Here is a 26,061-nt window from a genome sequence, read left to right as displayed (position 1 = left end):
ACCACAAACCCCCAGTTTGATTGGGATTTTCAGGCATCTGTGAGTCACGATCTCCATCACGACAAGCCCCCGCCGCAGACTCGGTGGGGCCGTCCGGGCGGAGCGCCGAATCCTGCCGTCGCACGGATGCGGCGACGAGCAGCAGGTCAACGCTGATCGGGTAGGCCCACGCTTTCCATCCGTCCTGTCCGGCCGCCGTGGCGATGTCGTGGATGTGGGCGAAGGACAGTGCGGCGGCGATGAGCGCCTGGACCAACACCGCGTCGACACGGGCCAGATGGGCGCGCAACGGTCCGGCTCCTTTCGGTTGCGGGCATGGCAGGGGTAGGGACGTGGCGTGAGGCGGTCACGCCGACCGGGTGGAGGGGAGCGCGTCAGTCGGTCACCGGGTGCGGCAGGACTGGCGGGGCCGGGGTCTCGACGGGGCGTACGGGGACGTCGGGCCGGAAGGGCTTGAGCGCGGTCAGGTCGGGCACCAGGTGGGCCGATTCCCGGCAGATCTCGGCGGCGTCGCCGAGGGAGAGGTACGGGGTGCGGATGCGGGACCAGCCGCCGGAGGTGTCGCCCGCGACGGCCAGGCCGGGCAGTTCGGGGGCGATGGCGCAGGCGGCGGAGACCGCTTCCGGGGCGATGTCGCCGAGGGCCATCTTGGCGGAGGCTTCGTCGTTGACGCGGTGGCAGACGCGGCCGGTGAGCTGGGCGCGGAGCATGGTGGCGCCCTTGCCGAGTTCGGCGCCGAAGCGCTGCCCGCAGACCTCCAGGTAGATGCCGGCCGCGCGGCCGAGCTGGGCGAGGCGGATGAGCTGGGTGACCATCTCGTCGCGGCGTTCCTCGTCCTTGCGGGTGGCGGTGAGGAAGAGTTCGGCCACCTCGTCGACGAACAGGACGACGGGGGTGGGCCGTTCACTCTCGGGCAGGCCCCAGGGACGTAGATGGATTCTGGCATCGTCAGGCGGGTTACCGCCGCTTCCAAGCGATTAGCCAGAATGTGTGCCTCAGCATCTTCCGGACTCCCGTGGCACCACGTCTTGGATTGCCAACGCCGCTTCTACGTCTTCGAGTTGGTGTGAGCCGAACGGATTAGAATACACCTCACTCATGCCCGAAATCCACTGGTTTCGGGCATGCCGTCACTCCCACCCCTGGATCCAGAACCCAGGACGACGCAAAATACGTTCGCCAACCGCCGCTGCCGTAGCCGCTGCACCACAACCGCACCAGATCGAGCGGGGAACAGCGGGGAATCACGGTAAGACCAGGGGAGCTCGACGAGGCCACGACTCTGGCGTTTACCCAGGTCAAGACCGAGCCGACCTCAAGTGTTCGCAGCTTCCCAAGCTGAGAGCGCGAGTTCGATTCTCGTCCCCCGCTCTTCTTGAAGCCTCAGGTCAGCAACCTGGGGTTTGTTTTTGTTTAAACCGATTTGCTGGCTCCGTGCCCTCCGCGTGTCCTGAGTCGCGGGCTCGTAATGTACGGAAGGGCCTTCGCCTGACCACAGAGTCGGGCGTCTCTGCCCGTTGGCGAAGTGGGTGGATGCTTCGCCCCGCGCAACGGCGCCGTCGCGCCCAGAGGTGGAGATGGCCCGGAAGCGCTGGCCGGCTTCGAGCAGCATCCCTTCGGACGGGGACTACCTCCTGCCCCTGGACGAGGGTGATCCACCCTCGTCCAGGGGCACGGTCCGGCAACGGAGGCTCAGTGCGCGGCGCGGCGGGCCAGCGCCCCGCGAGAGCGGGTCACCAGCGCGGCCAGCAGGGCGGCGCCGAGGGGCACGACCACCAGGAGGGCGGCGAGCGTCTCCCAGGGGACGACGATCGGCACGTGCGGCGAGGCGTCACCGGCGCCGACCAAGCCGTTGGCGAGATCCTCCTGGTAGAAGCGCATCTGCTCGCGCTCCTCGGTGAGCCGCAGCCCGACCGCGGGCAGGACACCGGCCGCTGAGCCGAGGACCACACCCATCGCGGCGACCACACCGCACTGGAAGCCGCTGAGCATGCGGCGCACCCGGGGCGGGGCTCCGACCGCTGCGAGCGTCTTGAGATCGGCCTCCGCGTCGGCCTGGGCGAGACCGGTGGCGATGCCGGCCGCACCGATGGTGACCAGGCCGGCGAAGACGGTCAGCGCGAGCAGGACGAGCCTGTTCTCGTCGACCCAGCCCTGCTCCACGGTCAGCTCGACGTTGCTGCCGAGCTTGGCGATCTCGGCGTCGAGCTTCTGCCGTTCCTCGGTGCTGGGCATCCGGTCGGTGCTGAAGAAGGCACCGAGGGGGACAGTGGTCAGTCCGGCGGCCTTGGCGGCGGCGGGGCTGAGCACGCTCTCCACTCCGTAGGAGTCGGGCGAGCCGGGCACCTGGTAGGCGGGGAAGGACTTCAGCTCGCCCGGGACCGGCTTGTTCTGCTCGACGGCGCGGTTGGCGGCCTTCGGGTCGGTGATCAGCTTGATGCCGACGGTGCCGTTCCTGTCGACCTGGGGCTTGTGGAAGCTGAGGAGCTTTCCGTCGGCGAGGGCCTTGGCCGCGCCCGGGTCGTCGATGCCGAGGACCTTCAGGAGCGGGGCGTCGGCGATGAGGAGACGGCCCTCGACGTAGATGCCGTTGCCGTCGGGCAAGAGGCAGCGCCAGTCGTTGGCGAGGGCGCGCCGCTGCTCCTTGGTGTACTTCTCCGCCGGGTCGGAGCCGTCGGGGGAGGTGGCCCACAGCGGGCACTTGTTGGCCGGCGGGGTGACGACCTCGAAGCGGCCGCAGCCCTCGCCCTCGCCATGCGGGTCGCAGCCGGGCTTTCCGACGGCGATCCGGAACACGTCGGCGCGGACGTCGACGGGCAGCGTCCGCTGCACGGCGTCGCGGACCTCGGGGACGTCCCGGCCGCCCTCCTCGGTGACGAGCGCGGCGACGGCCCCGGACGGCAGGCTGGCCCGGTACTCGGCCAGACTCTGGGCGTCGCGGCTCGCGGCGTACGTCGAGACGGCGACGGTGCCCGCGACGGCGGCCAGGACGGCGGCGACAGCGGGTGCCGTACGGCCCCGGTTGCGGACGGCGTCCCGCAGGGCGAGGCGCGGCGAGAGCGGCAGCCAGCGGCTGGCCCGGCCGAACAGGCCGACCAGCGCGGGCGTCATGGCGACCACACCCAGCTCGGCGACGGCCGAGCCACCCGCGACCAGCACGAACTGGTCGGAGACGACAGAGCCGTACAGGGCGATGGCCGCGCCGAGCAGGACAGCGCCGAAGCCGATCAGCGGCAGCACGCGGTTGCTGCGGCGCACGCCGCGACGGCCGGTGAGGGAGGCCAGGACGGTCTGCCGGGAGGCGGTGACGGCCGGGATGATCGCGGCGAGCAGGCCGGTGATGACGGCGAGCGCGGCGATGGCGAGAAGTTCCAGCGGCCTGACGGTGAAGCCGCCGAACCGCTGTCCCATGTAGTCCTCAAGGAGGGGCCGGAGGGCGAAGGTCAGGATCAGGGCGAGGACAATGCCGACCAGGGCCGCCGCGACGCCGATGACCACGCCGCCGCTCAGCACGATGGCCCGGATGTGGCTGCGGGCACCGCCGTTGGCGCCGACCAGGCCAAGCTGGCGGCGGGAACGACGGGCGCCGACGGCGAAGGCGGGGCCGGCGAGCAGGCAGATCTCCAGCATCGCCAGGCCGACGACCGTGCCCACGGCGGCGGCGTCTGCGGCCCCGCTGCTCTCGTGGTTGGCCCAGTCTTCCTTCTGGTAGAGCGGCACGTTGGAGTCGGCGGGCGGGTCGAGGGCCACGACGCGCGAGGTGACCACGACACCCTTGGCGTTGATCGCCTGGACCGTGTTCCACGTGAAACCACCGGCCTTCTTCACCAGGTAGGTGGTGGAGATGTCGGGCTTCGGCAGTCCGGCCTTCTCGACCGCCTTGGCGTACGGCGCGAGGAAGGCCCCCGGCAGGGCGTTGACCTGCTGTGTCGTGAGGTCGCTGGGCAGCTCGTACGAGCCGCTGATCACATAGGTGCGGTCGAAGCCGCGGGCGGTGAGGGTGGAGCCGACGGACAGCCCGCTGCTCTCCAGGAACCGGGTGGTCGCGGCGATCTCGTCGTTTTTCTCGGGGAAGCGGCCCTCCTGCAGCCGCATGATGCCCCGGGCGACGGGATCGGCGGCGGCCAGCTCACGGACCTCGGTCTGGAGCAGACCGTGAGTGGTGGTCAGTTTGGCGGTACCGCTGCTGTCGGTCAGCACCGTCGAACCGGCCGGGATGGCCTTGGTGACATCGGTCGGGCCGTCGGGCCAGGACTTGCCCGGCGAGTTGTAGTCCCCGGCCGGGGTGTGCTGCTCGCCCTCGGGGTCCTGCAGGATGGCCACGCCGGCCGTTCGGGCGTCGGAGAAGCGAGCGTCGGCGGCACCCAGGGTGCGCTCCATCCGCTGCGCGGGGGTGAGTTCGGCGCTGCGCACGGTCAGGTCCAGGGCGCTCACGCCCAGGATCGGCAGCGCGATCATGGCGAGGACGAGGAAGCTGCGGCCCTTGGAGCGCCAGGCGTCACGGCGGGCGATGCGGACCGCGGCCCGCCAGGAGTGGAACCAGGTCGTCACCGCTGGGCCGCCCGGTCGGTCAGGAGCGAGTCGGCGTCGCTGCGCATGGTCTGGTCGACGACTGCGCCGTCCCGCAGGAAGACGACCCGGTCGGCCCAGGCGGCGAACCGCGGCTCGTGGGTGACCATGATGCCGGAGGCTCCGGCGTCGCAGCGGGAGCGCAGCAGGGCCAGCACGGATTCGCCGGTCTCGGAGTCGAGGGCGCCGGTGGGCTCGTCGGCGAGGACGAGGCGACGGTCGCCGACAAGGGCGCGGGCGATGGCCACGCGCTGCTGCTGGCCGCCGGACATCTCGTCGGGGAACCGGTCGGCGAGTTGGCCGAGGTCCATCTCGGCGAGGGCGGCGAGGGCCTCGGTGCGGGCCTTGCGGGCCGATATGCCGTCCAGTTCGCGGGGGAGGGCCACGTTCTCGGCGGCGGTGAGGGCCGGGATGAGGTTGTAGTCCTGAAAGACGTAGCCGATGCTGCGGCGGCGCAGGGCTGCGAGCCCCTTGATGCCGAGGGCGGTGATGTCGGTGCCCTCCACGAAAACCTGCCCGGAGGTGGGGTTGTCGAGGCCGCCGGCGATGGTGAGCAGGGTGGACTTGCCGGAGCCCGACGGGCCCATGACGGCGACGAGTTCACCGGGGTGGACGTCGAGGTCGATGCCGCGCAGGGCGTGCACCTCGGTGGCGCCGGAGCCGTGGACGCGGGTCAAGTTCCGCAGACTCAGCACGGGATGCTGCTGTTGTGTGGACATGGTTTCCCCTCGGGCGTACGCCGGCGAACGGCCGGACGTCGGTGCGACGGACGGTCGTTGCGGCGCCGTGCGTACGGTATGGGTCTGGTCGGATGGTTCGGAGTCTTCAGGTGCTACGGGTGGGTCGGGTGGAGCGGGTGGACTCGGTCGGCCCTGTGGATCCGGTCGTTCGGGTGCTCAGGGCCGGTCGTGAAGGGCGGACATCACGGGCGGTGGCGTGCGACCCCCTCTGCCACGGCCCCCGCCCGCGCCCCCATCCCCGCCGCTCCCGGTGCCGCCCCCGGCGAGGCCGGCTCCGGCCCCGCCGCCGGGGTGGTCGACGAGAGACGGATCAGCCGGGACTCGCAGTGGTCGAGCCAGCGCGCCTCGGCCTCGGTCTGGAAGATCAGCTGCTCCAGGACGAGGAGCCAGGCGATGTCGTCCCGCTCCCCGACCCCGTTCTTCTCCATGGCGGTGAGGGCCTGCGCCTTCAGCCGGGTGTAGTCCTGCATGGCCTTCACGCTGTGCCGGCGCTGGGACTGGATGACGTCACGGATGTCGACCCCGGGCGCCCCGACGGCCATGGCCAGCTTGATGGCCAGCTCGTCACGGGCCGGGCTGGTGCGGTCGACGGGGTGCTCGAACCAGCTGCGAAGTTCGACGCGACCGCTGTCGGTGATCGCGTAGAGCGAGTGGCCGGCCTCGTCCTCGCCGTCCTGCACGACCATGCCGTCGCGTTCAAGCCGGCTGAGCGTCGTGTAGACCTGACCCACGTTGAGTGGCCAGGTGGAGCCGGTGCGGGACTCGAACTCCGTACGGAGCTGTGAGCCGTAGCGCGGGCCGCGTTCGAGGAGGGCGAGAAGCCCGTGGCGGATGGACATACTGAGTATGTATACCGAGTAAGTCCGCGTGGACAAGCGTCCTGAGGTGGACGCCGGAGGTCCGACTCAAGGGGGACCCGGGCCGTCGCGAGCCTCTCAGTGGCGGCGCATCCGCACCCCGGGGAAGCCGATGCCGAGGCCCACCAGCGCCGGCCCCGCGCCCAGTGTGAACACGGGAATCCGCCGGTCGGAGAGGTCGAGGGGGGCCTCGGTGCCGGTCCGGTGAGCGGCCGTCGGCAGCTCCGCAGGCGAGCTCTCGGCGGGCCGGGGCGTCCGTCTCGGGTACCACCTCGACCCCCTCGTCCGGCTCCTCCGCGGCTCCACCTCTGTTGCCGTTTTAGTACCAGCGGGCTCCACCGATCTCGTGGAGAACGGCGAGCCGGAGGGGTCGGCCGGTCGGCCGGGCCGCTCCCGGCCCTCCCCCGCCGACCGCCCCGCGAGGGAGGCGGAGTCGCCGGCCGCGGGCGCGTCGCGCGGCCCCGACGGCTCGGGAACCGCCGGACGGGCGGGTCCGGCGGATCCGGAGGAGGGCGACGCCGACGGGGCGGACGGGCGATCGGGCGGGGTCGGTGCGGCGGTCGTGGCCGCCGAACCGTTCGGAGCGGGGCGTGAGCGGGCGGTACGGCGGAGGCCGTCGCCGTGGCCGGGCACGAGGGGGCCTGCGGCGCGGGACGGACGGGATGGTGGGCGGCCCGGAGGGTCTCCGGAAAGGGAGTTCTCCTGCACGGCCGACGACGTCGCCAACGACCTTCTCTCGTTCGTCGGCAAGGCCCAACGAGTCCTCAACCCGCAGCAGGACGTTTGATGCGTGCCACCGCATCCTTAAAGACGCCATGTGTGCAGCCGCGACGGCCTCACTCGCCTGCCGTCCGAGGCGGAGCCACTCCCGGTCGCTGGGGGCCAGCCGAAAGCCCTGCTCTCCCCCAGCCCTGCTTCGTGCCCATAGCGTGCCCTTCAGAGCGGACAACCACGGTCAACAACGGTGCAACCAGCCCCTCGCACCTGCCGCCTGACAACGAATTTTCCCAGGTCAGAGGGCCTACCTCTACGCAAGCGCCGTCGCTTCCCAAGCTGATGGCTCCATATGCGGAACTCAGCAGCTCTCGCGAGCAGTTGCCCCACAGCCACTCCCTGCCCGCACAGGCTCTGCCGGACTCGCTTCATGGGGCGTGGCTCTGGGGTGACACGGCAGGGACGAACGTGCGGAAACCCGGCAGGATGGAACGGCTACTGCCATCTGCACGGTGGCGGAGGTCAACGAGGCCGAAGCCCACGTGTCTCTACTCCTCCCCGACTTCGGCGCGTGCCGGAGCGTCCAGAACCGCAGCCGCGAGGCAGTCGGAGAGGCTGGTTCTGGAGGCTGAGGTGGGTCGTCATGGGTTGGTTCGAGGCGCTACGCAGCACGGGAAGCCGACGCCCATAACGGTGCTGGCTGGGCCGTCCCTGGGCCGTCCGAGGTTGCTCGACAGTGGCCAATGCCGACCAACGACGACCGCCAGGCACACGAGCCCACCGCCCCCGACCAGCAAAAACCCAGCTCACCAAGATCCACTACAAGACCCAGGGCAAGAAGAAGTAACCTCCACGATCACGCCCCCGACCCGTGCCGAAGGTGCGGAGCGGGGGCGTTCTCGTTCAGCCAGGTCTTCCAGACGTGGCGGGTGTTCGGCTTCTCGGGGTGGTCGAGAAGCCACAGCACGTAGGCCGCGTGGAGCTGGGCCCACGGGTCCGGGGAGTGACGGGCCGCGGTGAGTCTGGCGCGCAGGTCGGGGCCGTCCACGGCACGGGCCAGGCGTACGTACTCGCGATCCTTGCAGCGGTATGCCCGCCGCACGACCAGATCGACGAGGTCGACCAGCTTCGCCCTCGTCCCGGCGTCGTGGCCGGCGGTGGCCAACTGCCGTATCAGAGCCTGTTTTACGCCCCACATCTTCGCGTGCCGTGTCCACTGCTGCGGATAGCGGGCCTCCCACTCCAGGTAGAGCACCGCGTACGGCAGGCCCGGCCATCTGCGGAGGTCGGCGTGGCCGCGTCCGGTCCACAGGGCCTCTGGCAGAGAGCGGCTCGCGGCCTCCTCGAAAGCCTGTTTCGCCGCCGTTCGTTTCCTGCGGTGGGGGCCGAACCGGTTGGCCGCACTCCAGATTTCGTTGCAGTGGTCTATCGCCGCCTGGGTCCTCGCGCGGGCACGGTCCAGACGGTCCAGGGCGACGGCACGTTCGTCGGGATCCGCTGCGATCAGGTGATACGCCCAGGCCAGGCGCTCGTTCCACGCGCGGGCGTCGTCGACTCCCGGGACCGTCCTCTTCGTCATGCGACCGATCATGCACGGACCGAGCCGCCGATACGATCGAAAAAAGGCGGCCGGTGCGTCAGGACTGCGTGCGATGCCCACCGTGGCGCCGTGCGGTCGGGTCAGATCGACAGCGGCACCGCGTGGACCTCGCCCGCCTTGTGGCCCGCCCGCTTGTGTGGACGCGCTGGACCGCTTCCGGCGACGGGGCCCGGACGACGAGGGGCCCCGGGATCACCCGGGGCCCCTCACCGTCGTACGAGATCAGCCGCACTGGCACGGACTGCCCGACTGGCACCCGCACCCGCACCCCGAGCCGCAGCCGCACGCGCCGATGACCGTCAGGGTCCTGATCGCGGCGGGCTGCTCGGTCGGGCGTTCCTGCGTGGGGTCGGGCTGGGGAGTGCTGGGTGATTCGGCCATGGGTCCCTCCTCGAAGCGAGAGCCAGAACGTGCCGACTGCCGGACCGACTGTCGGATCGGGCCCTGTGCCCATTGCATGCCCGCTCCGCTGGGCGCATCAACGGCGCACAGAGGCTCGCGCACGCCTCGGACAGACCGAAAGCGCCGATCCGAAAGCGCCGATCCGAAGGCGCCCGTTCAGGCCCCCTCGATCCCCGTCACCGGCTGGATCTCCTGCTGGAGCTCGTCCGCGTGCTCACCCGTCACCAGGTACACCACGCGCTTGGCCACCGACACCGCGTGGTCGGCGAACCGCTCGTAGTAGCGGCCGAGCAGCGTCACGTCGACCGCCGTCTCGATGCCGTGCTTCCACTTGTCGTCCAGCAGGTGCTGGAAGAGCGTGCGGTGCAGCAGGTCCATCTCGTCGTCGTCCTGCTCCAGCTGGAGCGCCAGGTCGACGTCCTTCGTGACGATCACCTCGGCGGCCTTCGCCATCAGACGCTGGGCGAGCTGGCCCATCTCCAGGATGGTCGCGTGCAGGTCGTGCGGAATGGCCTTCTCGGGGAAGCGCAGCCGGGCCAGCTTCGCCACGTGCTGGGCCAGGTCGCCGGAGCGCTCCAGGTCGGCCGACATGCGCAGGGAGGTGACGACGATCCGCAGGTCCGTCGCCACCGGCTGCTGGCGGGCGAGCAGTGCTATCGCCCTGGCCTCCAGGTCGTGCTGGAGGTCGTCCACCTTCTGGTCGGCCTCGATCACGCTCTCGGCCAGCTTCAGGTCGGAGTCGAGGATGGCCGTCGTGGCGCGTCCGATCGCCGAGCCGACCAGCCGGGCCATCTCCACCAGACCGTCGCCGATCGAATCAAGTTCCTCGTGGTACGCGTCCCGCATTGTCGGTTCCCTCTCGTACGTCATTCCTGTGGGTTCCAGGGGCCAAAACCGGCCGCGAAACCGGTGCTGCGTACCCCACGCTCCCACGTTCGGCCCCCTACGCGTCCGTTTCCGCCCTCCCAAATGAACCAGTACTGGCTCCAAGGTGAACTCTGGGCGACGAGTGTTCGAGCTCGCACTCGGACGGCTGTGGCCAGGACCGATCCCATGCCTAACCTGGAGGCATGGACGTGAACGCGGCGGTCGCCGCAGCGGCAGCGATCGCCGGTGTGCTCACCGGTGTCATCGCGATGCTGGCGTTCCGCTGGAGCGAGCGGGAGCAGAAACGCCCCACCCGCACCTCCCTGCACACCGACCCGGTGCTCCCGCCGGGCGTGGACACCGTCCTCTCCGTGCTCCGCTCCTCGGCCGTCGTCCTCGACGAGGCCGACGCCGTCGTCAAGGCCAGCTCCGCCGCGTACGCCCTCGGGCTGGTCCGCGGCGGCAAGCTCTCCGTGGAGCCCATGCTCCAGATGGCCCGGGACACCCGGAGGGACGGGGAGATACGCCAGGTCGAGCTCGACCTGCCCAGGCGGGGGACCGGACGAGGGGAGGCGCTCGCGGTCTCCGCGCGGGTCGCGCCCCTCGGGTCCCGGCTGGTGCTGCTGCTCGTGGAGGACCTCACCGAGGCCCGGCGGATCGAAGCCGTACGACGCGACTTCGTCGCGAACGTCAGCCATGAACTCAAGACCCCCGTCGGCGCGCTCTCCCTCCTGTCCGAGGCCGTCATGGACGCCTCGGAGGACCCGGAGGCCGTGGAGCGCTTCGCCGGCCGTATGCAGATCGAGGCGACCCGGCTCACCAGCCTGGTCCAGGAGCTCATCGACCTGTCACGGGTACAGAACGACGACCCCCTGGAGGACGCCGAACCCGTCCGCGTCGACGAACTCGTCGCCGAGGCCATCGACCGCTGCCGGCACCAGGCCGGCACCAAGCAGATCACCATGGCCGCCGCCGGCGCGGCCGAGCTGCGAGTCTGGGGCAACCGCGGCCAGCTCGCCGCCGCTCTCGGCAACCTCGTCGAGAACGCCGTCAACTACTCGCCCGCCCGCACCCGCGTCGGCATAGCCGCCCGCCGGGTGTCCGTACCGGGCGGCGACCTGATCGAGGTCGCCGTCACCGACCAGGGCATCGGCATCTCCGACAAGGACAAGGAGCGCATCTTCGAGCGCTTCTACCGCGTCGACCCGGCCCGCTCCCGCCAGACCGGCGGTACGGGCCTCGGTCTCGCGATCGTCAAGCACGTGGCCGCCTCGCACGGCGGGGAGGTCACGGTGTGGAGCTCGGAGGGACAGGGCTCCACGTTCACCCTCAGGCTGCCGGAGGCGGGCGCGGCCCGCGACCGCGCGCTCCAGCACCCCGACCTCGATGACGAGGACGGGCCATCCACATCCGAGTCGGCTTCTTACGACCCGCTTCCCGCCCCGGAGGTCCTTCCGTGACCCGAGTGCTCGTCGTCGAGGACGAGGAGTCCTTCTCCGACGCCCTGTCGTACATGCTTCGCAAGGAGGGCTTCGAGGTCGCGGTCGCGACCACGGGCCCCGACGGACTCGACGAGTTCGAGCGCAACGGCGCCGACCTCGTCCTCCTCGACCTGATGCTGCCGGGCCTGCCCGGCACCGAGGTCTGCCGCCAGCTGCGCGGCCGCTCCAACGTCCCCGTCATCATGGTGACCGCCAAGGACAGCGAGATCGACAAGGTCGTCGGCCTGGAAATAGGAGCCGATGACTATGTCACCAAGCCGTTCTCCTCGCGCGAGCTGGTCGCCCGTATCCGCGCCGTCCTGCGCCGCCGCGGCGAGCCCGAGGAGGTCACCCCGGCCGCCCTGGAGGCCGGTCCGGTCCGCATGGACGTGGACCGCCACGTGGTCACGGTCTCCGGCTCCAAGGTCGACCTGCCCCTCAAGGAGTTCGACCTGCTGGAGATGCTGCTGCGCAACGCGGGCCGCGTCCTGACCCGCATGCAGCTCATCGACCGCGTCTGGGGCGCCGACTACGTGGGCGACACCAAGACCCTCGACGTCCACGTCAAGCGTCTGCGCGCCAAGATCGAGCCCGACCCGGGCGCGCCGCGGTACCTGGTGACGGTCCGCGGCCTCGGCTACAAATTTGAGCCGTAAAGACAGCAGCCGTAAAGACAGCAGTCGTACGACACGAAGGGCGGGACCTCCTCAGAGGAGGTCCCGCCCTTCGTGTCGTACGACGGTCACGACCGCCTCGTACGGCTGCTCAGTGGGTCGCGGCCGACTCGGTCGCCGTCGCGCTCGCGGAGGCCGCGCCGGTCGGCGTGGCCGAGCCGGTCGGGGTGCTGGAGCCGGTCGGTGTGACGGACGGCTTGGCCGGCTTCGCGGGCGCCGACGGGACCGCGCTCGGACCCCACTTGCTGTAGTAGCTGTCGGCCGGGACCACGAAGGCACGCAGGCTCACGTCACCGGTCGTGCTGAAGGTGAAGGTGACCTTCTGCGCGTTGCCGTTCTTGACGCTCGGGCCGAGTTCGCTCACCACGGCGGAGGCGTTGCCTTTGCCGCCGAGGATGACGGAGCCGTGGGCCGGGACGGTCACCTTGCCCTTGCCCTTGGCGGGCGTGATCTCGGTGCTGCCGGCGCCGTCGACGCGCACGGAGTCCAGCGTCTGGGCCTTGTCGCCGGAGTTGAAGACGGTGGCGGAGACGACGGCCGGGCCCTTGGTCTCACCGGAGGCCTCGGGGGTCGCCTGGGTGATCACCACGACGTTCTGGAGCTTGATCGCGCCCACGCGGGTCTCCGCGTTGTCCGGCTTGACCTCCAGGGTCTGGGCGTCGCTGCCGGCCGCACACGCGGAGAGCGCGGCGATCGAGAACGCGATGGCGGAGGCGGCGAGGGCGCCGCGTCGAAGGCTGCTGCTCACGGCGGCGGCAACTCCTTGACTTGAGCGGGGCGGCCCATAAAGCCGCGCTAAGTGTCTGTCAGCGGCCTTAGGTTACCGAGCCGTTCCCGCAGCGCCGCACCCGACCCTCCCCAAGGGGCGTGTCACTCGGTTCACAAGTGACCCCTGAGTCACTTGTGCCCCGCACTCCGGCGCTCGTCCGGCATTCACATAAGAGTCTTCGGCATCCAGTAGCAAAACTTCCGTGAAGGAATGCGCGATCACCCCCGGAATTGATCACGGCCTGATCCGCCGGCCGTGCGTGATCAATTCCGGATTCGGCGGGGAAGTGACTCCGGACACCGAACGGAGTAGCGGAAGTCGCACACCTGGAAGCGGACATTTGGGGACGTTAGCCCACTCGGAGGCGCCTCCGGATGTGTGTAACGTACGCGTTTCACCTCGACCGGAGAGCCGCTCCGACCTGCGAATTCCTTGTTCCGCTCGGCCTTCGCAGCACGTTCCTGTTGCTGTTGTCAAGCCCCGAGATATGCCCTGACCTGCGAAAACGCCATTCAGAACCCGCAGTTTCCGTGTTACCCTGGATAGCCACGGAAGGGGTACCTGTCACATGACGTTCAAGGTTGGCGACACCGTGGTCTATCCCCATCACGGGGCCGCGCTGATCGAGGCTATCGAAACTCGCCAGATCAAAGGCGTGGACAAGACCTACTTGGTGCTGAAGGTCGCCCAGGGTGACCTGACGGTACGTGTGCCAGCGGACAATGCGGAGTTCGTCGGCGTGCGGGATGTGGTCGGTCAGGACGGGCTGGACCGGGTCTTCGAGGTGCTGCGCGCACCGTACGCCGAGGAGCCCACTAACTGGTCCCGTCGTTACAAGGCAAACCTGGAGAAGCTCGCCTCCGGCGATGTCATCAAGGTCGCGGAAGTCGTGCGTGACCTGTGGCGTCGTGAGCGCGAGCGCGGACTCTCCGCAGGTGAGAAGCGCATGCTCGCCAAGGCTCGGCAGATCCTGGTGAGTGAACTCGCTCTCGCGGAGAACACGAACGAGGACAAGGCCGAGGCGCTGCTCGACGAGGTTCTCGCGTCCTGAGCGTCTCTGTGCAGGCACCTTGCCCGCTCAGCTCAGCACACACTGAATCTGAATTGCCGCACTGAAATGCCGTGGTGCCCGATGACGCAACAGCTGTCGCCGGGCGCTGCGGCATGTCTGTCTCCGGATGGCGAATCCATGGTGCGTTGACCATGACGCGGCGCCTTTGCCAAGACGCCCCGGAGTGCCGTGCGCCTGTTCCTCTCGGAGAAAGATCCCCCGATACTTGGCGTGCCGGGCCCGGGCAGCTGGCTCGACCGGTGTCACGGAAGGGTCCGGTCAAGGCGTCGCGCCCGGCACGCTGTCTCCGTACCCACGTTGGCCGAGCACACAAACCTGACAGGAACCGATGTCTGACGTTTCGCGCCCTTCGCCCGCCGAAGCACGTGCGGAGGCCCGCACCGCAGTGGTGATTCCGGCCGCCGGAAGGGGCGTACGCCTCGGTCCGGGCGCCCCCAAAGCGCTCCGAGCGCTGAACGGCACCCCCATGCTGATTCACGCGGTCCGCGCGATGGCCGCGTCCCGTGCCGTTTCCCTGGTCGTGGTCGTGGCCCCGCCCGACGGCGCCGGCGAGGTCAAGTCCCTCCTCGACGCGCACGCGCTGCCCGAGCGGACCGACTTCCTCGTCGTCCCGGGCGGCGACTCCCGCCAGGACTCGGTCCGGCTGGGCCTGGACGCCCTGCCCGCCGACTTCGACATCGTGCTGGTCCACGACGCGGCCCGCCCGCTCGTCCCCGTCGACACCGTCGACGCGGTCATCGAGGCCGTACGGGAGGGCGCGCCCGCCGTCGTCCCGGCGCTGCCCCTCGCGGACACCGTGAAGGAGGTCGAGCCGGCGACCGCTCCCGGCGAGCCGGAGCCCGTGGTGGCCACCCCGGTCCGCGCGCGTCTGCGTGCCGTGCAGACCCCGCAGGGCTTCGACCGGGCGACCCTGATCCGCGCCCACGAGACGGTCACCGGGGACGTCACCGACGACGCGAGCATGGTCGAGCAGCTGGGGCTCACCGTCGTGGTCGTGCCCGGTCACGAGGAGGCGTTCAAGGTGACCCGCCCGCTGGACCTGGTCCTCGCGGAGGCGGTCCTGGCCCGTCGGAGGCTCAACGATGGCTTCTGAGCTGCCGTACGCACTGCCCCAGGTCGGCATCGGCACCGACATCCACGCCTTCGAGGAGGGCCGCGAGCTGTGGTGCGCGGGTCTGAAGTGGGAGGGCACCGGTCTTGCCGGGCACTCCGACGCGGACGTGGTCGCGCACGCCGCGTGCAACGCGCTCTTCTCCGCGGCCTGCCTCGGCGACCTCGGCCAGCACTTCGGCACCGGCCGGCCCGAGTGGTCGGGTGCGTCCGGCGTCACCCTGTTGACTGAGGCGGCACGCATCGTCCGCGAGGCGGGGTTCCGCATCGGGAACATCGCCGTACAGGTCGTAGGACCGCGTCCGAAGATCGGCAAGCGGCGGGACGAGGCACAGAAGATCCTGTCCGAGGCGGTCGGGGCACCGGTGTCGGTGTCGGGCGCGACGACGGACGGACTCGGGTTTCCCGGCCGGGACGAGGGCCTGATGGCCGTGGCGACCGCGCTGGTGGTCAGGACCGCGAACTGACTGTTATCCACAACCCGTCGAAGGCACCACACATCGCCCACTACCCTGGACCCGTGACCATTCGCCTGTACGACACCAGCGCCCGGCAGATCCGTGACTTCGCCCCGCTCACAGCGGGCTGTGTCTCGATCTACCTCTGTGGCGCCACCGTGCAGGCGGCCCCGCACATCGGCCACATCCGCTCCGGCCTGAACTTCGACATCATGCGCCGCTGGTTCGAGTACCGCGGCTACGACGTCACGTTCATCCGCAACGTCACCGACATCGACGACAAGATCATCGCCAAGGCGGCCGACCAGAACCGCCCGTGGTGGTCGATCGGCTACGACAACGAGCGCGCTTTCAACGACGGTTACGCCGCCCTCGGCTGCCTCCCGCCGACGTACGAACCGCGGGCCACCGGCCATGTCACCGAGATGGTCGAGATGATGCGCGGTCTCATCGAGCGCGGCCACGCGTACGAGGCCGACGGCAGCGTCTACTTCGACGTGCGCTCCTACCCCGGCTACCTGTCCCTGTCCAACCAGGACATCGACGACCTGCGCCAGCCCGACGAGGGCGTCTCCGGCAAGCGCGACCCCCGCGACTTCGCCATGTGGAAGGCTACCAAGCCCGGCGAGCCCGACTGGGAGACCCCGTGGGGCCGCGGCCGCCCCGGCTGGCACCTGGAGTGCTCGGCCATGGCGCACAAGTACCTCGGCTCCGCCTTCGACATCCACGGCGGCGGCCTGGACCTGATCTTCCCGCACCACGAGAACGAGATCGCCCAGGCCAAGGCCTACGGCGACGAATTCGCCCGGTACTGGGTGCACAACGCCTGGGTCACCATGAGCGGCGAGAAGATGTCCAAATCGCTCGGCAACAGCGTGCTGGTGAGCGAGATGGTCAAGCAGTGGCGGCCCATCGTGCTCCGGTACTACCTGGGCACCCCGCACTACCGCTCGATGATCGAGTACAGCGAGGAAGCCCTGCGCGAGGCCGAGTCCGCGTTCGCGCGGATCGAGGGGTTCGTGCAGCGGGTCGTGGAGAAGGCCGGCCCCGTCGAGCCGTCCGCCGAGGTACCGCCCGCCTTCGCCGAGGCCATGGACGACGACTTCAGCGTGCCGCAGGCGCTCGCCGTCGTGCACACCACCGTCCGGCAGGGCAACAGCGCACTCGCGGCCGACGACAAGGAGGCCGCGGTGGCCCGCCTCGCCGAGGTGCGCGCCATGCTCGGCGTCCTCGGCCTCGACCCGCTCGACGAGCACTGGGCCGGCGAGACGGACCGCGGCGACGATCTGCACGGCGTCGTCGACAGCCTCGTACGCCTGGTCCTCGACCAGCGGGAGGCGGCCCGCGCCCGCAAGGACTGGGCCACCGCGGACGCCATCCGCGACCAGCTGGGCCAGTCGGGACTGACCATCGAGGACGGTCCGCAGGGCCCGCGCTGGACGCTGGGTCCCCGCTAGCCCTTTTCATGATCGATTGTGCCGCCCGGCCCTCCGGGCGGCACACTGCATAGACGTACGAACATTTCACCGACGCAGACACTCACGCAGAACAGGTAGGTCATGGCAGCCAACAACCGCCGCATGTCCGGCAAGAAGGGCGCGCAGGTCGGCAGCGGCGGCCAGCGGCGCAGGGGCCTGGAGGGCAAGGGACCGACCCCGCCCGCCGAGATGCGCAAGGGCCACAAGAAGAACCGTGTCGCCAACGCCAAGGCGAAGCAGGCGGTACGCCGTCCCGCGGCGCGCGGCCGGGGCGGCAAGGGCACCTCCGAGATGGTCGTCGGCCGCAACCCCGTCGTCGAGGCGCTGCGCGAGGGCGTGCCCGCGGTGACGCTCTACGTCCAGCAGTTCATCGACAACGACGAGCGGGTGCGCGAGGCGCTCCAGCTCGTCGCCGACCGCGGCGGCGTCCACCTCATGGAGGCCCCCCGCCCCGAGCTCGACCGGATGACCAACGGGCTCAACCACCAGGGCCTGGTCCTCCAGGTCCCGCCGTACGAGTACGCCCACCCCGAGGACCTCGCGGGCGCCGCCTACGACGACGGCGCCGACCCGCTCATCGTCGCCCTCGACGGCGTGACCGACCCGCGCAACCTCGGTGCCGTGGTCCGCTCGGTCTCCGCGTTCGGCGGCCACGGCGTCCTCGTACCGGAGCGGCGCGCGGCCGGCATGACCGCCGGTGCGTGGAAGACGTCCGCCGGTACGGCCGCCCGCACGCCCGTCGCCCGCGCCACCAACCTGACGCGCGCCCTGGAGGCGTACAAGAAGCAGGGCATCGTGGTCGTCGGCCTCGCCGCCGACGGCGAACACGAGATCGGTGATCTGGAGGCCCTCGGCGGCCCGGTCGCCATCGTCGTCGGCAGCGAGGGCAAGGGCCTGTCCCGCCTGGTCGGCGAGACCTGCGACTACCGGGTGCGGATCCCGATGCCGGGCGGCGCCGAGTCGCTCAACGCCGGTGTGGCCGCGGGGATCGTGCTCTACGAGGCGGCTCGCCGCCGGGCCTGAACGGCTGTTCGGCACGGTCCCCCACACGGGGTGTTCCCGCCGTACGGGGCAAGCTTGACGGGGTCCGGACACATCCGGCCAGTCAAAGCAGTGTCCTAACCACACGTCACTCGGTTAGATGAGTGTGGACACCAGAACACCCCGCACACCCACGGGGGACGGCCCGTCGGGATTCGACGACGCTCCCGCGCTGAGCATGGTGAAGGTGCCGAGCGATCCGGCGCAGATCATCGTCAATCATGCGAGCTTCCGCGTGCAGTTGGGCGCGTCGACGAGACGCGCCCAATCCCCGCGGATCGCACGGAACTTGACCGCCGCCGAGGACACCACCCGGATGCCGGCCGCCGGCGCCGCGGGACGCCGCCGACCCGTCGTGTGGAGCGGCAGGTCCGCCCCCGACGACACCGGCGCCCACCGCCTGCTGCAGGCCGTGCGGGGCGGCAGCGTCGGCCATACCGAGCCGCCCGCCGCCGACGCCGGAGCCACCCAGGTCATCCCCCGCATCGACGTCGACCACGGCTACCAGGCCGGCTACGACGACGAGTTGGCCCAGACCATGGAGACCCCGGTCGTCGGCGCCCAGCGCACGCCCGAAGGCGACGGCACCCGACTCCTGCCCCACATGCGCACGGTCGGCAGCGCGTACGACGAACCCGCCCACGGGGGCGAGGAGTTCGACGACGGCTTCGACGAGGCCCGCGCCGACCGCGCCACCAGGCGGCAGGGCGACGAAGCCGCGCGGCACGCGTACTACCCCGGCCGCCGGATGAACCTCGGCGTCGTCCTCCTCCCGCTCCGGATCTTCCTCGGCTTCATCTCCATCTACGCCGGCATGGGCAAGCTGTGCGACCCCGTCTACTTCGACGGCGGCAAGCGCGGCTCCATGGTCAAGTGGCTCAACACCCTGCACCCGTGGGAAGTGGCCGAACCCCTGCGCCAGTTCGCCCTCCAGCACCCCGTCGGCTCCGGCCTCGTCATCGCCTTCCTCCAGGTCATCGTGGGCGTCCTCACGATCCTGGGCTGCTGGCAGCGGGTCGCCGCGGTCATCGGCGCCGGCCTCTCCGCCGCGCTCCTCGTCACCGTCAGCTGGAAGAGCGTCCCCGCCTACGACACCCCCGACATCATCTACCTCGCCGCCTGGTCCCCGCTGATCATCGCCGGCGCCCCCGTCTACTCCGTCGACGGCCGCCTCGCGGGCAGCGCCTGGCGCCGCCTCGGACCCCATTCCGACATCTGGGAGCTGCGCCGCTACGTCCTGCGCCGCGGCGCCCTCATCACGGCCATCGCCACCGGCCTCACCCTCCTGATCGGCTCCGTCCTCGGCGGTGCCGTCCGGGACGCCGACCGGGTCATCGTCCCCGGCCCCGGCGAGGCCCCGCGCAACGAACTGCCCGGCTCCCCGCTGCCGCAGGACTCCGCCAAGGCCCACAAGAAGAAGCCGTCGGCGTCCACCCCGCCCAGCCAGGGCGCCACCCGCGGCCCGTCCGCCGACACCTCGGCGGCCCCCGGCGCCACCCGTGACACCGGTGCCACCACCAGCGGCTCGCCCAGCCAGACCCAGGGCACCACGGGCCAGACCTCACCCCAGCAGTCCTCCCCGGCCCAGCAGGCACCCAGCACCACCTCAGGCCCGACCGGCGGCGGCACCAGCACCTCCGGCGGCTCGACAGGCGGTTCCGGCACCGGGGGTACCTCCTCCGGCCAACCGGGCCTGGTGGGCGGCCTGTTGGGGTAGGCGGGCCGGTGGGCGACGTACTGGGCAACCCCACCGGCTGAGCGACACGGGCCCGCGAAAAGGTCCCGCACCGTGGAGGTGCGGGACCTTCTCGCGTTCGCCGCTGACGACGCGTTCGCCGCTGACGACGCGTTCGCCGCCGTCGACGCTCACGCCGCTGTCGACGCCTACCCGTCTATCGACCCAGCGCCGCCAGTTCCCGCGCCGCCTCCGTCAGGTCCTTCGCCGTGTCGATGGCCCGCCAGTAGGCCCCCTGCGGGATCGGGAACCCGGCCAGCCGCAGCTCACGCGCGAGCGTCGGAAACGTGGTCCGCTCATGGTCCCCGCGCTCCGGCAGCAGCCCGGCGAACGCGGGCGAGAAGACGTACACCCCCGCGTTGATCTCGAACGTCGACGGCGGGGCCTCGATGAAGTCCGTGATGTGCCCGAACCCGTCGGTCTGCACCGCCCCCCACGGAATCCGCGGCCGCGCCAGCGCGACCGTCGCGACCGCGTCGCGCCCGGTGTGGAAGTCCGCCATGTCGCGCAGCGAGAAACGGGTCCAGATGTCACCGTTCGTCGCGTACCACGCCCGCTCCGGGTGCGGCAGATGTGCGGCCGCGTACTTCAGACCGCCACCGCGCCCGAGCGGCTCTGTCTCGATGACGGTCTGGACGCGCACCGGGAGGTCGGCCGTCCTCAGCCAGTCCTGCAGCACCTCGGCGAGATGCCCACAGCTGACCACGACGTCCGTCACGCCCTCCTCGGCGAGCCAGACAAGCTGATGGCCGATGATCGGAGTCCCCGTACCGGGGATCTCGACCATCGGCTTGGGCCGGTCGTCGGTGTACGGACGCAGCCGGGAGCCCTGGCCACCGGCCAGGATCACGGCCTGGGTGGGACGGGACGCGGCGTTCGGATCGGTCATGACCGGAACTGTACGACGCGCCCCTCTCCCGACCCCGGTCGGCATCCCCTCTCGCGGAGGTCAGCCGCTGTGCGCCGCGGCCACACCCGTCGCGAAGGACGTGTCGCAGACGGGACGGGCGTACGACTGCGCGCGCGTGGGGCCGTACACACGGACCGCGGCACGGCCCAGGGCCCGCGCGATGGAGGCGCAGTGCCTGGCGAGCGACGGACGCTCGTTCACGGCCTCCTGGAGGTGCGTGAGGGCGATGCCCGGGTTCTTCTCCTGGAGCTCGGTCAGCAGCTGCTCGCGCAGGAGGTCCTGCGGGGCGAGGGGCGCGCCGCCCGGCTTGCTGTCGGAGACCGTCGCGTCCGACGCGGTGAGCACCGAGGAGCTCGACGGGTCCCCCGACCAGTTGACTCGGGTGACCGCGAGGGTCCCGGAGAGCACCAGGACGACGGGCAGGACAAGGGCGAGGGAGCGGCCGATACGGCGGGCGGGGCCCCGGCCGCGTCGCGTCTCTTGGTAAATGGAGTGCTTCACGCGTGTGAGGGTAGCGTGCGGTAATGATTTGGCGACATTTAGTCACCGGTTCGGGGGACGGGGTGGTGCCGATTTCTGGGTACGGCGTTGACGCACACTGCTCGAAATGACCGGTGTGCCGGGGTATTTGGCGCCGCCCTCGAAACACGGAAAGGGCCCCGCGGACTGTCCGCGGGGCCCTTCTCGTCAACCTGGGTGAATTGCTGCGGTTCGTCCTCAGTCGGTGAGGCGCTCGCCCGTGGAGGTCGAGAACACGTGGGTCTCGCCCGGACGCGGCACCACGTGCAGCGTGGCGCCCTTCTCCGGCACCGCGCGGCCGCTGACACGGACGACCAGGTCCTTCAGCTCGCCGTCGACCTTGGCGGAGCCGTAGACGTAGCCGTCGGCGCCGAGCTCCTCGACCACGTTCACCGAGACCGCGAGACCGGCCGGGGCGTCCTCGGTGTCCTTCGAGAGGGCGGAGGCGGCGGCGCCGTTGTGCTCGACGATGTCGAAGTGCTCGGGGCGGACACCGACGGTGACGGTGGTGTCACCCTTGTCGGAGGCGGCCTTGAGGGCCTCGCGGTTGACGGGCACCACGCTGTTGCCGAACTTCACACCACCGTCGGTGATCGGGACCTCGACGAGGTTCATCGCCGGGGAGCCGATGAAACCGGCGACGAAGAGGTTCGCCGGGCGGTCGTACATGTTCCGGGGCGAGTCCACCTGCTGGAGCAGACCGTCCTTGAGCACGGCCACGCGGTCGCCCATCGTCATGGCCTCGACCTGGTCGTGGGTGACGTAGACGGTGGTGATGCCGAGACGGCGCTGGAGCGAGGCGATCTGCGTACGCGTCGACACACGGAGCTTGGCGTCCAGGTTGGACAGCGGCTCGTCCATGAGGAAGACCTGGGGCTCACGCACGATGGCGCGGCCCATCGCGACACGCTGGCGCTGACCGCCGGAGAGCGCCTTCGGCTTGCGGTCCAGGTACTCGGTGAGGTCGAGGATCTTCGCGGCCTCCTCGACCTTCTGCCGGATCTCCGCCTTGTTGATGCCGGCGATCTTGAGCGCGAAGCCCATGTTGTCGGCGACCGTCATGTGCGGGTAGAGCGCGTAGTTCTGGAACACCATGGCGATGTCCCGGTCCTTCGGCGGCAGGTGCGTGACGTCACGGTCACCGATGCGGATGGCACCGCCGTTGACGTCCTCGAGCCCCGCGAGCATACGGAGCGAGGTGGACTTGCCACAGCCGGACGGGCCGACCAGAACGAGGAACTCGCCGTCCTCGATGTGGATGTCGAGACCGTCGACGGCGGGCTTCGTGGAACCCGGATAAATACGGGTCGCCTTGTCGAACGAAACAGTGGCCATGGCTCAGAGGCCCCCTTCTACCGGCAGGAACGTGCCGGACGATCCGTTGTAGGAAGGTGGTGGTGTAGTCCACACAGATGGACTGGCTCAGGACGGTACCCGGCGTTCACCCGTATGTCAGTACCTGGCGGACTGTGAACTTCGCGGAAATTTTCGAACGGGCCAGAGCACGGCACTTTTGACCTTGCCTAGAGGCTTCCTGCTTCAACATCCGCTGCCAGCCACACACAGCCACGGTGAGCTGCGTCCAACCGGTCTTACACGAACTCCACAGGCATTCAGACCGACGGCCCGTCGGTCCGTACTTCACCAGCTGCGCCTTACGCGGCCAGCAAACGCAAACCCTCGTCCCTCAGGTTCACGGCGGCATTCACGTCACGGTCGTGCAGAGCCCCACACTGGGCACACGTCCACTGCCGAACCGAGACGTCCACCCTTGGCCCCATGACATGACAGCCGGAGCAACGCCGTGTCGAGGGAAAGAAACGATCCACGACCACCAGCGTCCGGCCGTACCACTCGCACTTGTAGCGCAGCTGCCTAAGCAACTCACCCCACGAGGCGTCGACGATCGCCTGATTCAGCTTCGCCTTGCGCCCACGCCCCTTGCCGCGCGCCGCACGCATCAAGGTCCTGACCGACAGGTCCTCCACCACGAGCACTTGGTTCTCGCGCACGAGACGGGTGGTGAGCCGGTTCAACATGTCCCTGCGTACGTCACTGATCAGGGCATAGAGCCGCGCGATCTTCTCCCGCACCTTCTGCCGATTCCTCGACCCCCGCACCTTCCGGTGCAGCTCCCGCTGCAACCGCGCCAACTTCTCCGCATACCGCTTCAACAGCCGCGGATGATCGAACTTCGTCCCGTCGTCGAGGATCACAAGCGACGCCAGCCCGACATCCACCCCGACCGCCTTCGGCTCCCGCGTCCCTGGCACAAACACCACAGGCAGCGGCGCTATGCGCTCCTCCACCAACACCGACACGAAGTACCGGCCCGCCCGATCCCGCGTCACCGACAACCGCACCGGAACCTCCCCGGCGGGCAACGCCCGAGACCAACGGATGTCCAACGGCACCGACTGCTTAGCCAGAGTGATCAGCCCGGTCCCCGGCCGCCCCGGGTCCTCCACCCACTTGAACCCCGTACGCACATACGTCGCCGAATCCCGCGACCGACCCTTCCTCTTGCGCCTCGGATACCTGGCTTCCCCCTTGAAGAAACGGACGTACGCCTGATCCAGATGACGCAACGACTGCTGAAGAACCGTCGACGACACATCCCTCAACCACGCCGTCTCCCCCCTCCGCTTCCACCCGGTCAGTGCCCGACACGTCTCCGCGAACCCCACGTTCACGCGGTGCCGCTCCCAAGCCCCCGAACGCAGCGCCAGCCCCTCGTTGTAGACCCAACGACACGCCCCGAACGTCCGCCCCAGCTGACGAGCCTGCTCCTCGGTCGGATAGAAGCGGAACCGGTACAGCCGGTGATGCGCGTCCGGCGCCTTGGCGTGGGACTTCAGCGGCGTCGCTGTGCGCGTGTGGTGCTTCCTGCGATCGCCGATGCCGAGAACCTCACGCTTGATGCGCTCGGCCTCCGTCTCCCCCATAACCCCTCCATGACGATCCGATCTTCGGAACAGCACGTCAGCTCGATCAACGAACGGGTGCGCGGATGGTTACGCATGGTTTCTGCGTCCCGAACTTTGTGGCTCGGACTAAGGGGCACTGTGTACAGTGGTGCAGCCTTCGCGTACGGCGTTACAGCGCGCGATGCCTCCTTAGCTCAGCTGGAACGAGCAGCGCTCTTGTAAAGCGCAGGTCGTCGGTTCGAATCCGACAGGGGGCTCCGGCAGGCCCAGGTCAGAGCGTCTCTGACCTGGGCTTTTTGCTGTCTGGGGGCGGGTTCGTCGCCGGGAGCTCCACGCTGATGCGCAGGCCGCCCCCGGGGCGTGGGGTGAGGGTGAGGGTGCCGTCGTGGGCGTGGGTGATGGTCTTGACGATGGCGAGGCCCAGGCCGACTCCCGCGTGGTCGGTGTGGATGCGCTCGGTGCCGCGCTGGAAGGGCTCGGTGAGGGTCGGGACCAGGTCCGGGGCGAGCTGCTCGCCGGTGTTCTCGACCGTGAGGACCACTGTTCCGGGGCGGACGTCGGTGGTGACCCGCACGGTGCCCCGGTCGGGCAGGTTGTGGATGATCGCGTTGTGCACGAGGTTCGTGGTGAGCTGGAGCAGGAGGGCCTGGGAGCCGGTCGTGGGGGTGATGTCGCCGTGGGTCTCGATGGTGACGCCGTGCTTCTCCGCGAGGGGGAGGAGGGTTTCGGTGGCTTCTTCCGCCATGAGGGACAGGTCGACGTGCTCTCGGGTGAAGGACCGCCGTTCGGCCCGGCTGACCAGGAGCAGTGCCTCGGTGAGGTCGATCGCGCGGGTGTTGACGGCATGGAGGCGGTTGATGAGTTCGCCGGTGTCGCGGTTCGGGTCGGCGCGGGCCACGTCGAGGAGCGACTTGGAGACCGCCAGCGGGGTGCGCAGCTCGTGGGAGGCGTTGGCGGCGAATCTGCGCTGTTCGGCGACGTGTGCTTCGAGTCGCGCGAGCATCGTGTCGAAGGTGTCGGCGAGTTCGCGGAACTCGTCCTTGCGGCCCGGTAGCCGGATCCGGTGGGAGAGGGAGCCGGTGGTGGCCATGCGGGTGGCGTCGGTGATGCGGTTCAGGGGGGCGAGCATGCGGCCAGCGAGGATCCATCCGCCGAGGAGGCCGAACACCAGCAGGAACGCCATCGCCGCGGCTGCGGTCGGGGCGAAGGCCTTCAGGAACATGGTGCCCGGAGTCGCCTGTACGGCCCCCGCTTCGTTGTATGCCAGCTCTCCTTTTCGCAGCAGGTACAGCCACACGGTGGCGATCAGCAGGACACCGGCGAGCATGAGGAACCCGGCGTAGCTGAGGGTGAGTTTGAGGCGAAGGCTGAGACCGGGCGCTCTATCCACGGTCGTCTCCCTCGGGTCCGGTCCCGGGCTGTGTGTCGATGCGGTAGCCGACGCCCGGGACCGTGGCGATGATCCAGGGTTCGCCCAGGCGCTTGCGCAGGGCCGAGACGGTGATGCGTACGGCGTTGGTGAAGGGGTCGGCGTTCTCGTCCCATGCGCGTTCCAGGAGGGCTTCGGCGCTGACGACACCGCCTTCGGCGCCGACGAGGACTTCGAGCACGGCGAACTGCTTCCGGGTGAGGGCGACGTAGCGGCCGTCCCGGTAGACCTCTCTGCGGAAGGGGTCCAGGCGCAGGCCGGCGATCTCCCGCACGGGAGGGCGGTGGTGGGCGCGGCGGCGGTCGAGTGCGCGGAGCCGGAGCGCGAGTTCCTGGAGTTCGAAGGGTTTGGTGAGGTAGTCGTCGGCGCCGAGTTCGAAGCCGGAGGCCTTGTCGTCGAGGCGGTCGGCCGCGGTGAGCATGAGGATGGGCATGCCGCTGCCGGAGTCGATGATGCGTTTGGCGATGTCGTCGCCGGAGGGTCCGGGGATGTCCCGGTCGAGGACGGCGATGTCGTAGGTGTTGATGCTCAGCAGTTCCAGCGCGGTGTTGCCGTCGCCTGCGATGTCGGCCGCGATCGCTTCCAGGCGGAGACCATCGCGGATGGCTTCTGCCATGTAGAGCTCGTCCTCGACGATCAAGACACGCATGTCTTCGATGCTACGAGGGGGTGCGTATCGTCGGCGTATCGAAATCCGGGCGGGGGCCGG

At 69.8% G+C, this 26,061-nt stretch carries 21 protein-coding genes, 1 tRNA gene and 1 pseudogene; 9 read left to right on the top strand and 14 right to left on the bottom strand.

Annotated features, from left to right (window positions below):
• The 7 genes and pseudogenes from H293_RS60575 to phoU form a co-directional block, all read right to left on the bottom strand.
• Window positions 1–289 (bottom strand): DUF2637 domain-containing protein (locus tag H293_RS60575; protein WP_028808527.1); only part of this gene is annotated, 289 nt, incomplete at its 3' end.
• Window positions 290–374: 85 nt separating this feature from the next.
• Window positions 375–929: pseudogene (locus tag H293_RS50700) on the bottom strand (FtsK/SpoIIIE domain-containing protein); the annotation flags it as partial.
• 763 nt (window positions 930–1,692) lie between these two features.
• The gene (locus H293_RS0137330; RefSeq protein WP_020122904.1) at window positions 1,693–4,551 is read right to left on the bottom strand and encodes an ABC transporter permease family protein; all 2,859 of its coding nucleotides are present in this window, start codon (window positions 4,549–4,551) and stop codon (window positions 1,693–1,695) included.
• Window positions 4,548–5,288 carry an ABC transporter ATP-binding protein gene (locus H293_RS0137325; RefSeq protein ID WP_020122903.1) on the bottom strand — a complete coding sequence of 247 codons (741 nt, stop codon included), beginning with the start codon at window positions 5,286–5,288 and terminating at the stop codon, window positions 4,548–4,550. The genes H293_RS0137330 and H293_RS0137325 overlap by 4 nt, the downstream gene beginning before the upstream one ends.
• A 203-nt stretch (window positions 5,289–5,491) precedes the next feature.
• The gene (locus H293_RS0137320; protein ID WP_020122902.1) at window positions 5,492–6,148 is read right to left on the bottom strand and encodes a PadR family transcriptional regulator; all 657 of its coding nucleotides are present in this window, start codon (window positions 6,146–6,148) and stop codon (window positions 5,492–5,494) included.
• Between the two features lie 1,588 nt (window positions 6,149–7,736).
• On the bottom strand, window positions 7,737–8,459 hold the full coding sequence (locus H293_RS0137305) for a hypothetical protein (RefSeq protein ID WP_020122900.1): 723 nt from the start codon (window positions 8,457–8,459) through the stop codon (window positions 7,737–7,739).
• 579 nt (window positions 8,460–9,038) lie between these two features.
• Window positions 9,039–9,728, bottom strand: coding sequence for a phosphate signaling complex protein PhoU (phoU, locus tag H293_RS0137300; RefSeq protein WP_020122899.1), 690 nt, complete (start codon window positions 9,726–9,728; stop codon window positions 9,039–9,041).
• Between the two features lie 224 nt (window positions 9,729–9,952).
• Here phoU and phoR point away from each other — a divergent pair, with 224 nt between their 5' ends.
• Together phoR and phoP are read left to right on the top strand one after the other, a co-directional pair.
• Entirely contained in the window at window positions 9,953–11,209 is a 1,257-nt protein-coding gene (gene phoR, locus H293_RS0137295; protein WP_020122898.1) for a two-component system sensor histidine kinase PhoR, read from the top strand.
• A gap of 5 nt (window positions 11,210–11,214) precedes the next feature.
• Window positions 11,215–11,886, top strand: coding sequence for a two-component system response regulator PhoP (gene phoP, locus H293_RS0137290; RefSeq protein ID WP_004000192.1), 672 nt, complete (start codon window positions 11,215–11,217; stop codon window positions 11,884–11,886).
• Between the two features lie 109 nt (window positions 11,887–11,995).
• Here the strand turns inward: phoP and H293_RS0137285 are convergent, their stop codons facing one another.
• Window positions 11,996–12,652 (bottom strand): copper chaperone PCu(A)C domain-containing protein, encoded by a 657-nt coding sequence (locus tag H293_RS0137285; protein ID WP_020122897.1) that lies wholly within the window; start codon window positions 12,650–12,652, stop codon window positions 11,996–11,998.
• A gap of 589 nt (window positions 12,653–13,241) precedes the next feature.
• On the opposite strand from H293_RS0137285, the gene H293_RS0137280 reads away from it, so the two are divergent.
• From H293_RS0137280 to H293_RS0137255, 6 genes are all read left to right on the top strand, one after another.
• Complete coding sequence (locus H293_RS0137280) at window positions 13,242–13,724, top strand: CarD family transcriptional regulator (protein WP_003953493.1); 483 nt, start codon at window positions 13,242–13,244, stop codon at window positions 13,722–13,724.
• Window positions 13,725–14,073: 349 nt separating this feature from the next.
• A complete protein-coding gene (gene ispD / locus H293_RS0137275) occupies window positions 14,074–14,838 on the top strand; it encodes a 2-C-methyl-D-erythritol 4-phosphate cytidylyltransferase (RefSeq protein ID WP_028808525.1) in 765 nt (254 codons plus the stop codon).
• Window positions 14,828–15,322, top strand: a complete 495-nt coding sequence (gene ispF, locus H293_RS0137270) for a 2-C-methyl-D-erythritol 2,4-cyclodiphosphate synthase (protein ID WP_020122895.1) — start codon at window positions 14,828–14,830, stop codon at window positions 15,320–15,322. The genes ispD and ispF overlap by 11 nt, the downstream gene beginning before the upstream one ends.
• A gap of 53 nt (window positions 15,323–15,375) precedes the next feature.
• Entirely contained in the window at window positions 15,376–16,770 is a 1,395-nt protein-coding gene (cysS, locus tag H293_RS0137265; protein ID WP_020122894.1) for a cysteine--tRNA ligase, read from the top strand.
• 102 nt (window positions 16,771–16,872) lie between these two features.
• Window positions 16,873–17,814 (top strand): 23S rRNA (guanosine(2251)-2'-O)-methyltransferase RlmB, encoded by a 942-nt coding sequence (gene rlmB, locus H293_RS0137260; RefSeq protein ID WP_020122893.1) that lies wholly within the window; start codon window positions 16,873–16,875, stop codon window positions 17,812–17,814.
• A gap of 118 nt (window positions 17,815–17,932) precedes the next feature.
• Complete coding sequence (locus tag H293_RS0137255) at window positions 17,933–19,549, top strand: DoxX family protein (protein ID WP_078612778.1); 1,617 nt, start codon at window positions 17,933–17,935, stop codon at window positions 19,547–19,549.
• A gap of 175 nt (window positions 19,550–19,724) precedes the next feature.
• On the opposite strand, the gene H293_RS0137250 is transcribed toward H293_RS0137255, so the two are convergent.
• The 4 genes from H293_RS0137250 to H293_RS50690 all read right to left on the bottom strand — a co-directional run bounded on the left by H293_RS0137250 (window position 19,725) and on the right by H293_RS50690 (window position 23,941).
• Window positions 19,725–20,456, bottom strand: a complete 732-nt coding sequence (locus H293_RS0137250) for a nucleotidyltransferase family protein (RefSeq protein WP_020122891.1) — start codon at window positions 20,454–20,456, stop codon at window positions 19,725–19,727.
• A gap of 60 nt (window positions 20,457–20,516) precedes the next feature.
• A complete protein-coding gene (locus H293_RS0137245; RefSeq protein WP_020122890.1) occupies window positions 20,517–20,978 on the bottom strand; it encodes a hypothetical protein in 462 nt (153 codons plus the stop codon).
• Window positions 20,979–21,194: 216 nt separating this feature from the next.
• On the bottom strand, window positions 21,195–22,331 hold the full coding sequence (locus H293_RS0137240) for an ABC transporter ATP-binding protein (RefSeq protein ID WP_020122889.1): 1,137 nt from the start codon (window positions 22,329–22,331) through the stop codon (window positions 21,195–21,197).
• Between the two features lie 320 nt (window positions 22,332–22,651).
• Window positions 22,652–23,941, bottom strand: coding sequence for an RNA-guided endonuclease InsQ/TnpB family protein (locus H293_RS50690; RefSeq protein ID WP_020122888.1), 1,290 nt, complete (start codon window positions 23,939–23,941; stop codon window positions 22,652–22,654).
• A gap of 165 nt (window positions 23,942–24,106) precedes the next feature.
• On the opposite strand from H293_RS50690, the gene H293_RS0137230 reads away from it, so the two are divergent.
• Window positions 24,107–24,180: transfer RNA gene (locus H293_RS0137230), tRNA-Thr, on the top strand.
• A gap of 14 nt (window positions 24,181–24,194) precedes the next feature.
• On the opposite strand, the gene H293_RS50685 is transcribed toward H293_RS0137230, so the two are convergent.
• Together H293_RS50685 and H293_RS0137220 are read right to left on the bottom strand one after the other, a co-directional pair.
• Window positions 24,195–25,313 (bottom strand): sensor histidine kinase, encoded by a 1,119-nt coding sequence (locus tag H293_RS50685; RefSeq protein WP_020122887.1) that lies wholly within the window; start codon window positions 25,311–25,313, stop codon window positions 24,195–24,197.
• Complete coding sequence (locus H293_RS0137220; RefSeq protein WP_020122886.1) at window positions 25,306–26,001, bottom strand: response regulator transcription factor; 696 nt, start codon at window positions 25,999–26,001, stop codon at window positions 25,306–25,308. Before H293_RS0137220 ends, H293_RS50685 begins: the two co-directional genes overlap by 8 nt.
• Between the last annotated feature and the right edge of the window lie 60 nt (window positions 26,002–26,061).

It is taken from the genome of Streptomyces canus 299MFChir4.1, assembly GCF_000383615.1.
Lineage (GTDB): Bacteria > Actinomycetota > Actinomycetes > Streptomycetales > Streptomycetaceae > Streptomyces > Streptomyces canus_C.
Note: the sequence above shows the minus strand (reverse complement) of the source record. Positions and strands in the feature narration are given on the sequence as shown.

Excerpts from the sequence above, each read along its gene's own strand:
- phoU (WP_020122899.1), bottom strand. The coding sequence starts at position 9,728 with ATGCGGGACGCGTACCACGAGGAACTTGATTCGATCGGCGACGGTCTG.
- H293_RS0137240 (WP_020122889.1), bottom strand. The coding sequence starts at position 22,331 with ATGGCCACTGTTTCGTTCGACAAGGCGACCCGTATTTATCCGGGTTCC.
- phoR (WP_020122898.1), top strand. The coding sequence starts at position 9,953 with ATGGACGTGAACGCGGCGGTCGCCGCAGCGGCAGCGATCGCCGGTGTG.
- H293_RS0137250 (WP_020122891.1), bottom strand. The coding sequence starts at position 20,456 with ATGACCGATCCGAACGCCGCGTCCCGTCCCACCCAGGCCGTGATCCTG.
- H293_RS50690 (WP_020122888.1), bottom strand. The coding sequence starts at position 23,941 with ATGGGGGAGACGGAGGCCGAGCGCATCAAGCGTGAGGTTCTCGGCATC.
- H293_RS0137255 (WP_078612778.1), top strand. The coding sequence starts at position 17,933 with ATGAGTGTGGACACCAGAACACCCCGCACACCCACGGGGGACGGCCCG.
- H293_RS0137280 (WP_003953493.1), top strand. The coding sequence starts at position 13,242 with ATGACGTTCAAGGTTGGCGACACCGTGGTCTATCCCCATCACGGGGCC.
- H293_RS0137320 (WP_020122902.1), bottom strand. The coding sequence starts at position 6,148 with ATGTCCATCCGCCACGGGCTTCTCGCCCTCCTCGAACGCGGCCCGCGC.
- ispF (WP_020122895.1), top strand. The coding sequence starts at position 14,828 with ATGGCTTCTGAGCTGCCGTACGCACTGCCCCAGGTCGGCATCGGCACC.
- H293_RS0137220 (WP_020122886.1), bottom strand. The coding sequence starts at position 26,001 with ATGCGTGTCTTGATCGTCGAGGACGAGCTCTACATGGCAGAAGCCATC.
- rlmB (WP_020122893.1), top strand. The coding sequence starts at position 16,873 with ATGGCAGCCAACAACCGCCGCATGTCCGGCAAGAAGGGCGCGCAGGTC.
- H293_RS0137305 (WP_020122900.1), bottom strand. The coding sequence starts at position 8,459 with ATGACGAAGAGGACGGTCCCGGGAGTCGACGACGCCCGCGCGTGGAAC.
- ispD (WP_028808525.1), top strand. The coding sequence starts at position 14,074 with ATGTCTGACGTTTCGCGCCCTTCGCCCGCCGAAGCACGTGCGGAGGCC.
- H293_RS0137325 (WP_020122903.1), bottom strand. The coding sequence starts at position 5,288 with ATGTCCACACAACAGCAGCATCCCGTGCTGAGTCTGCGGAACTTGACC.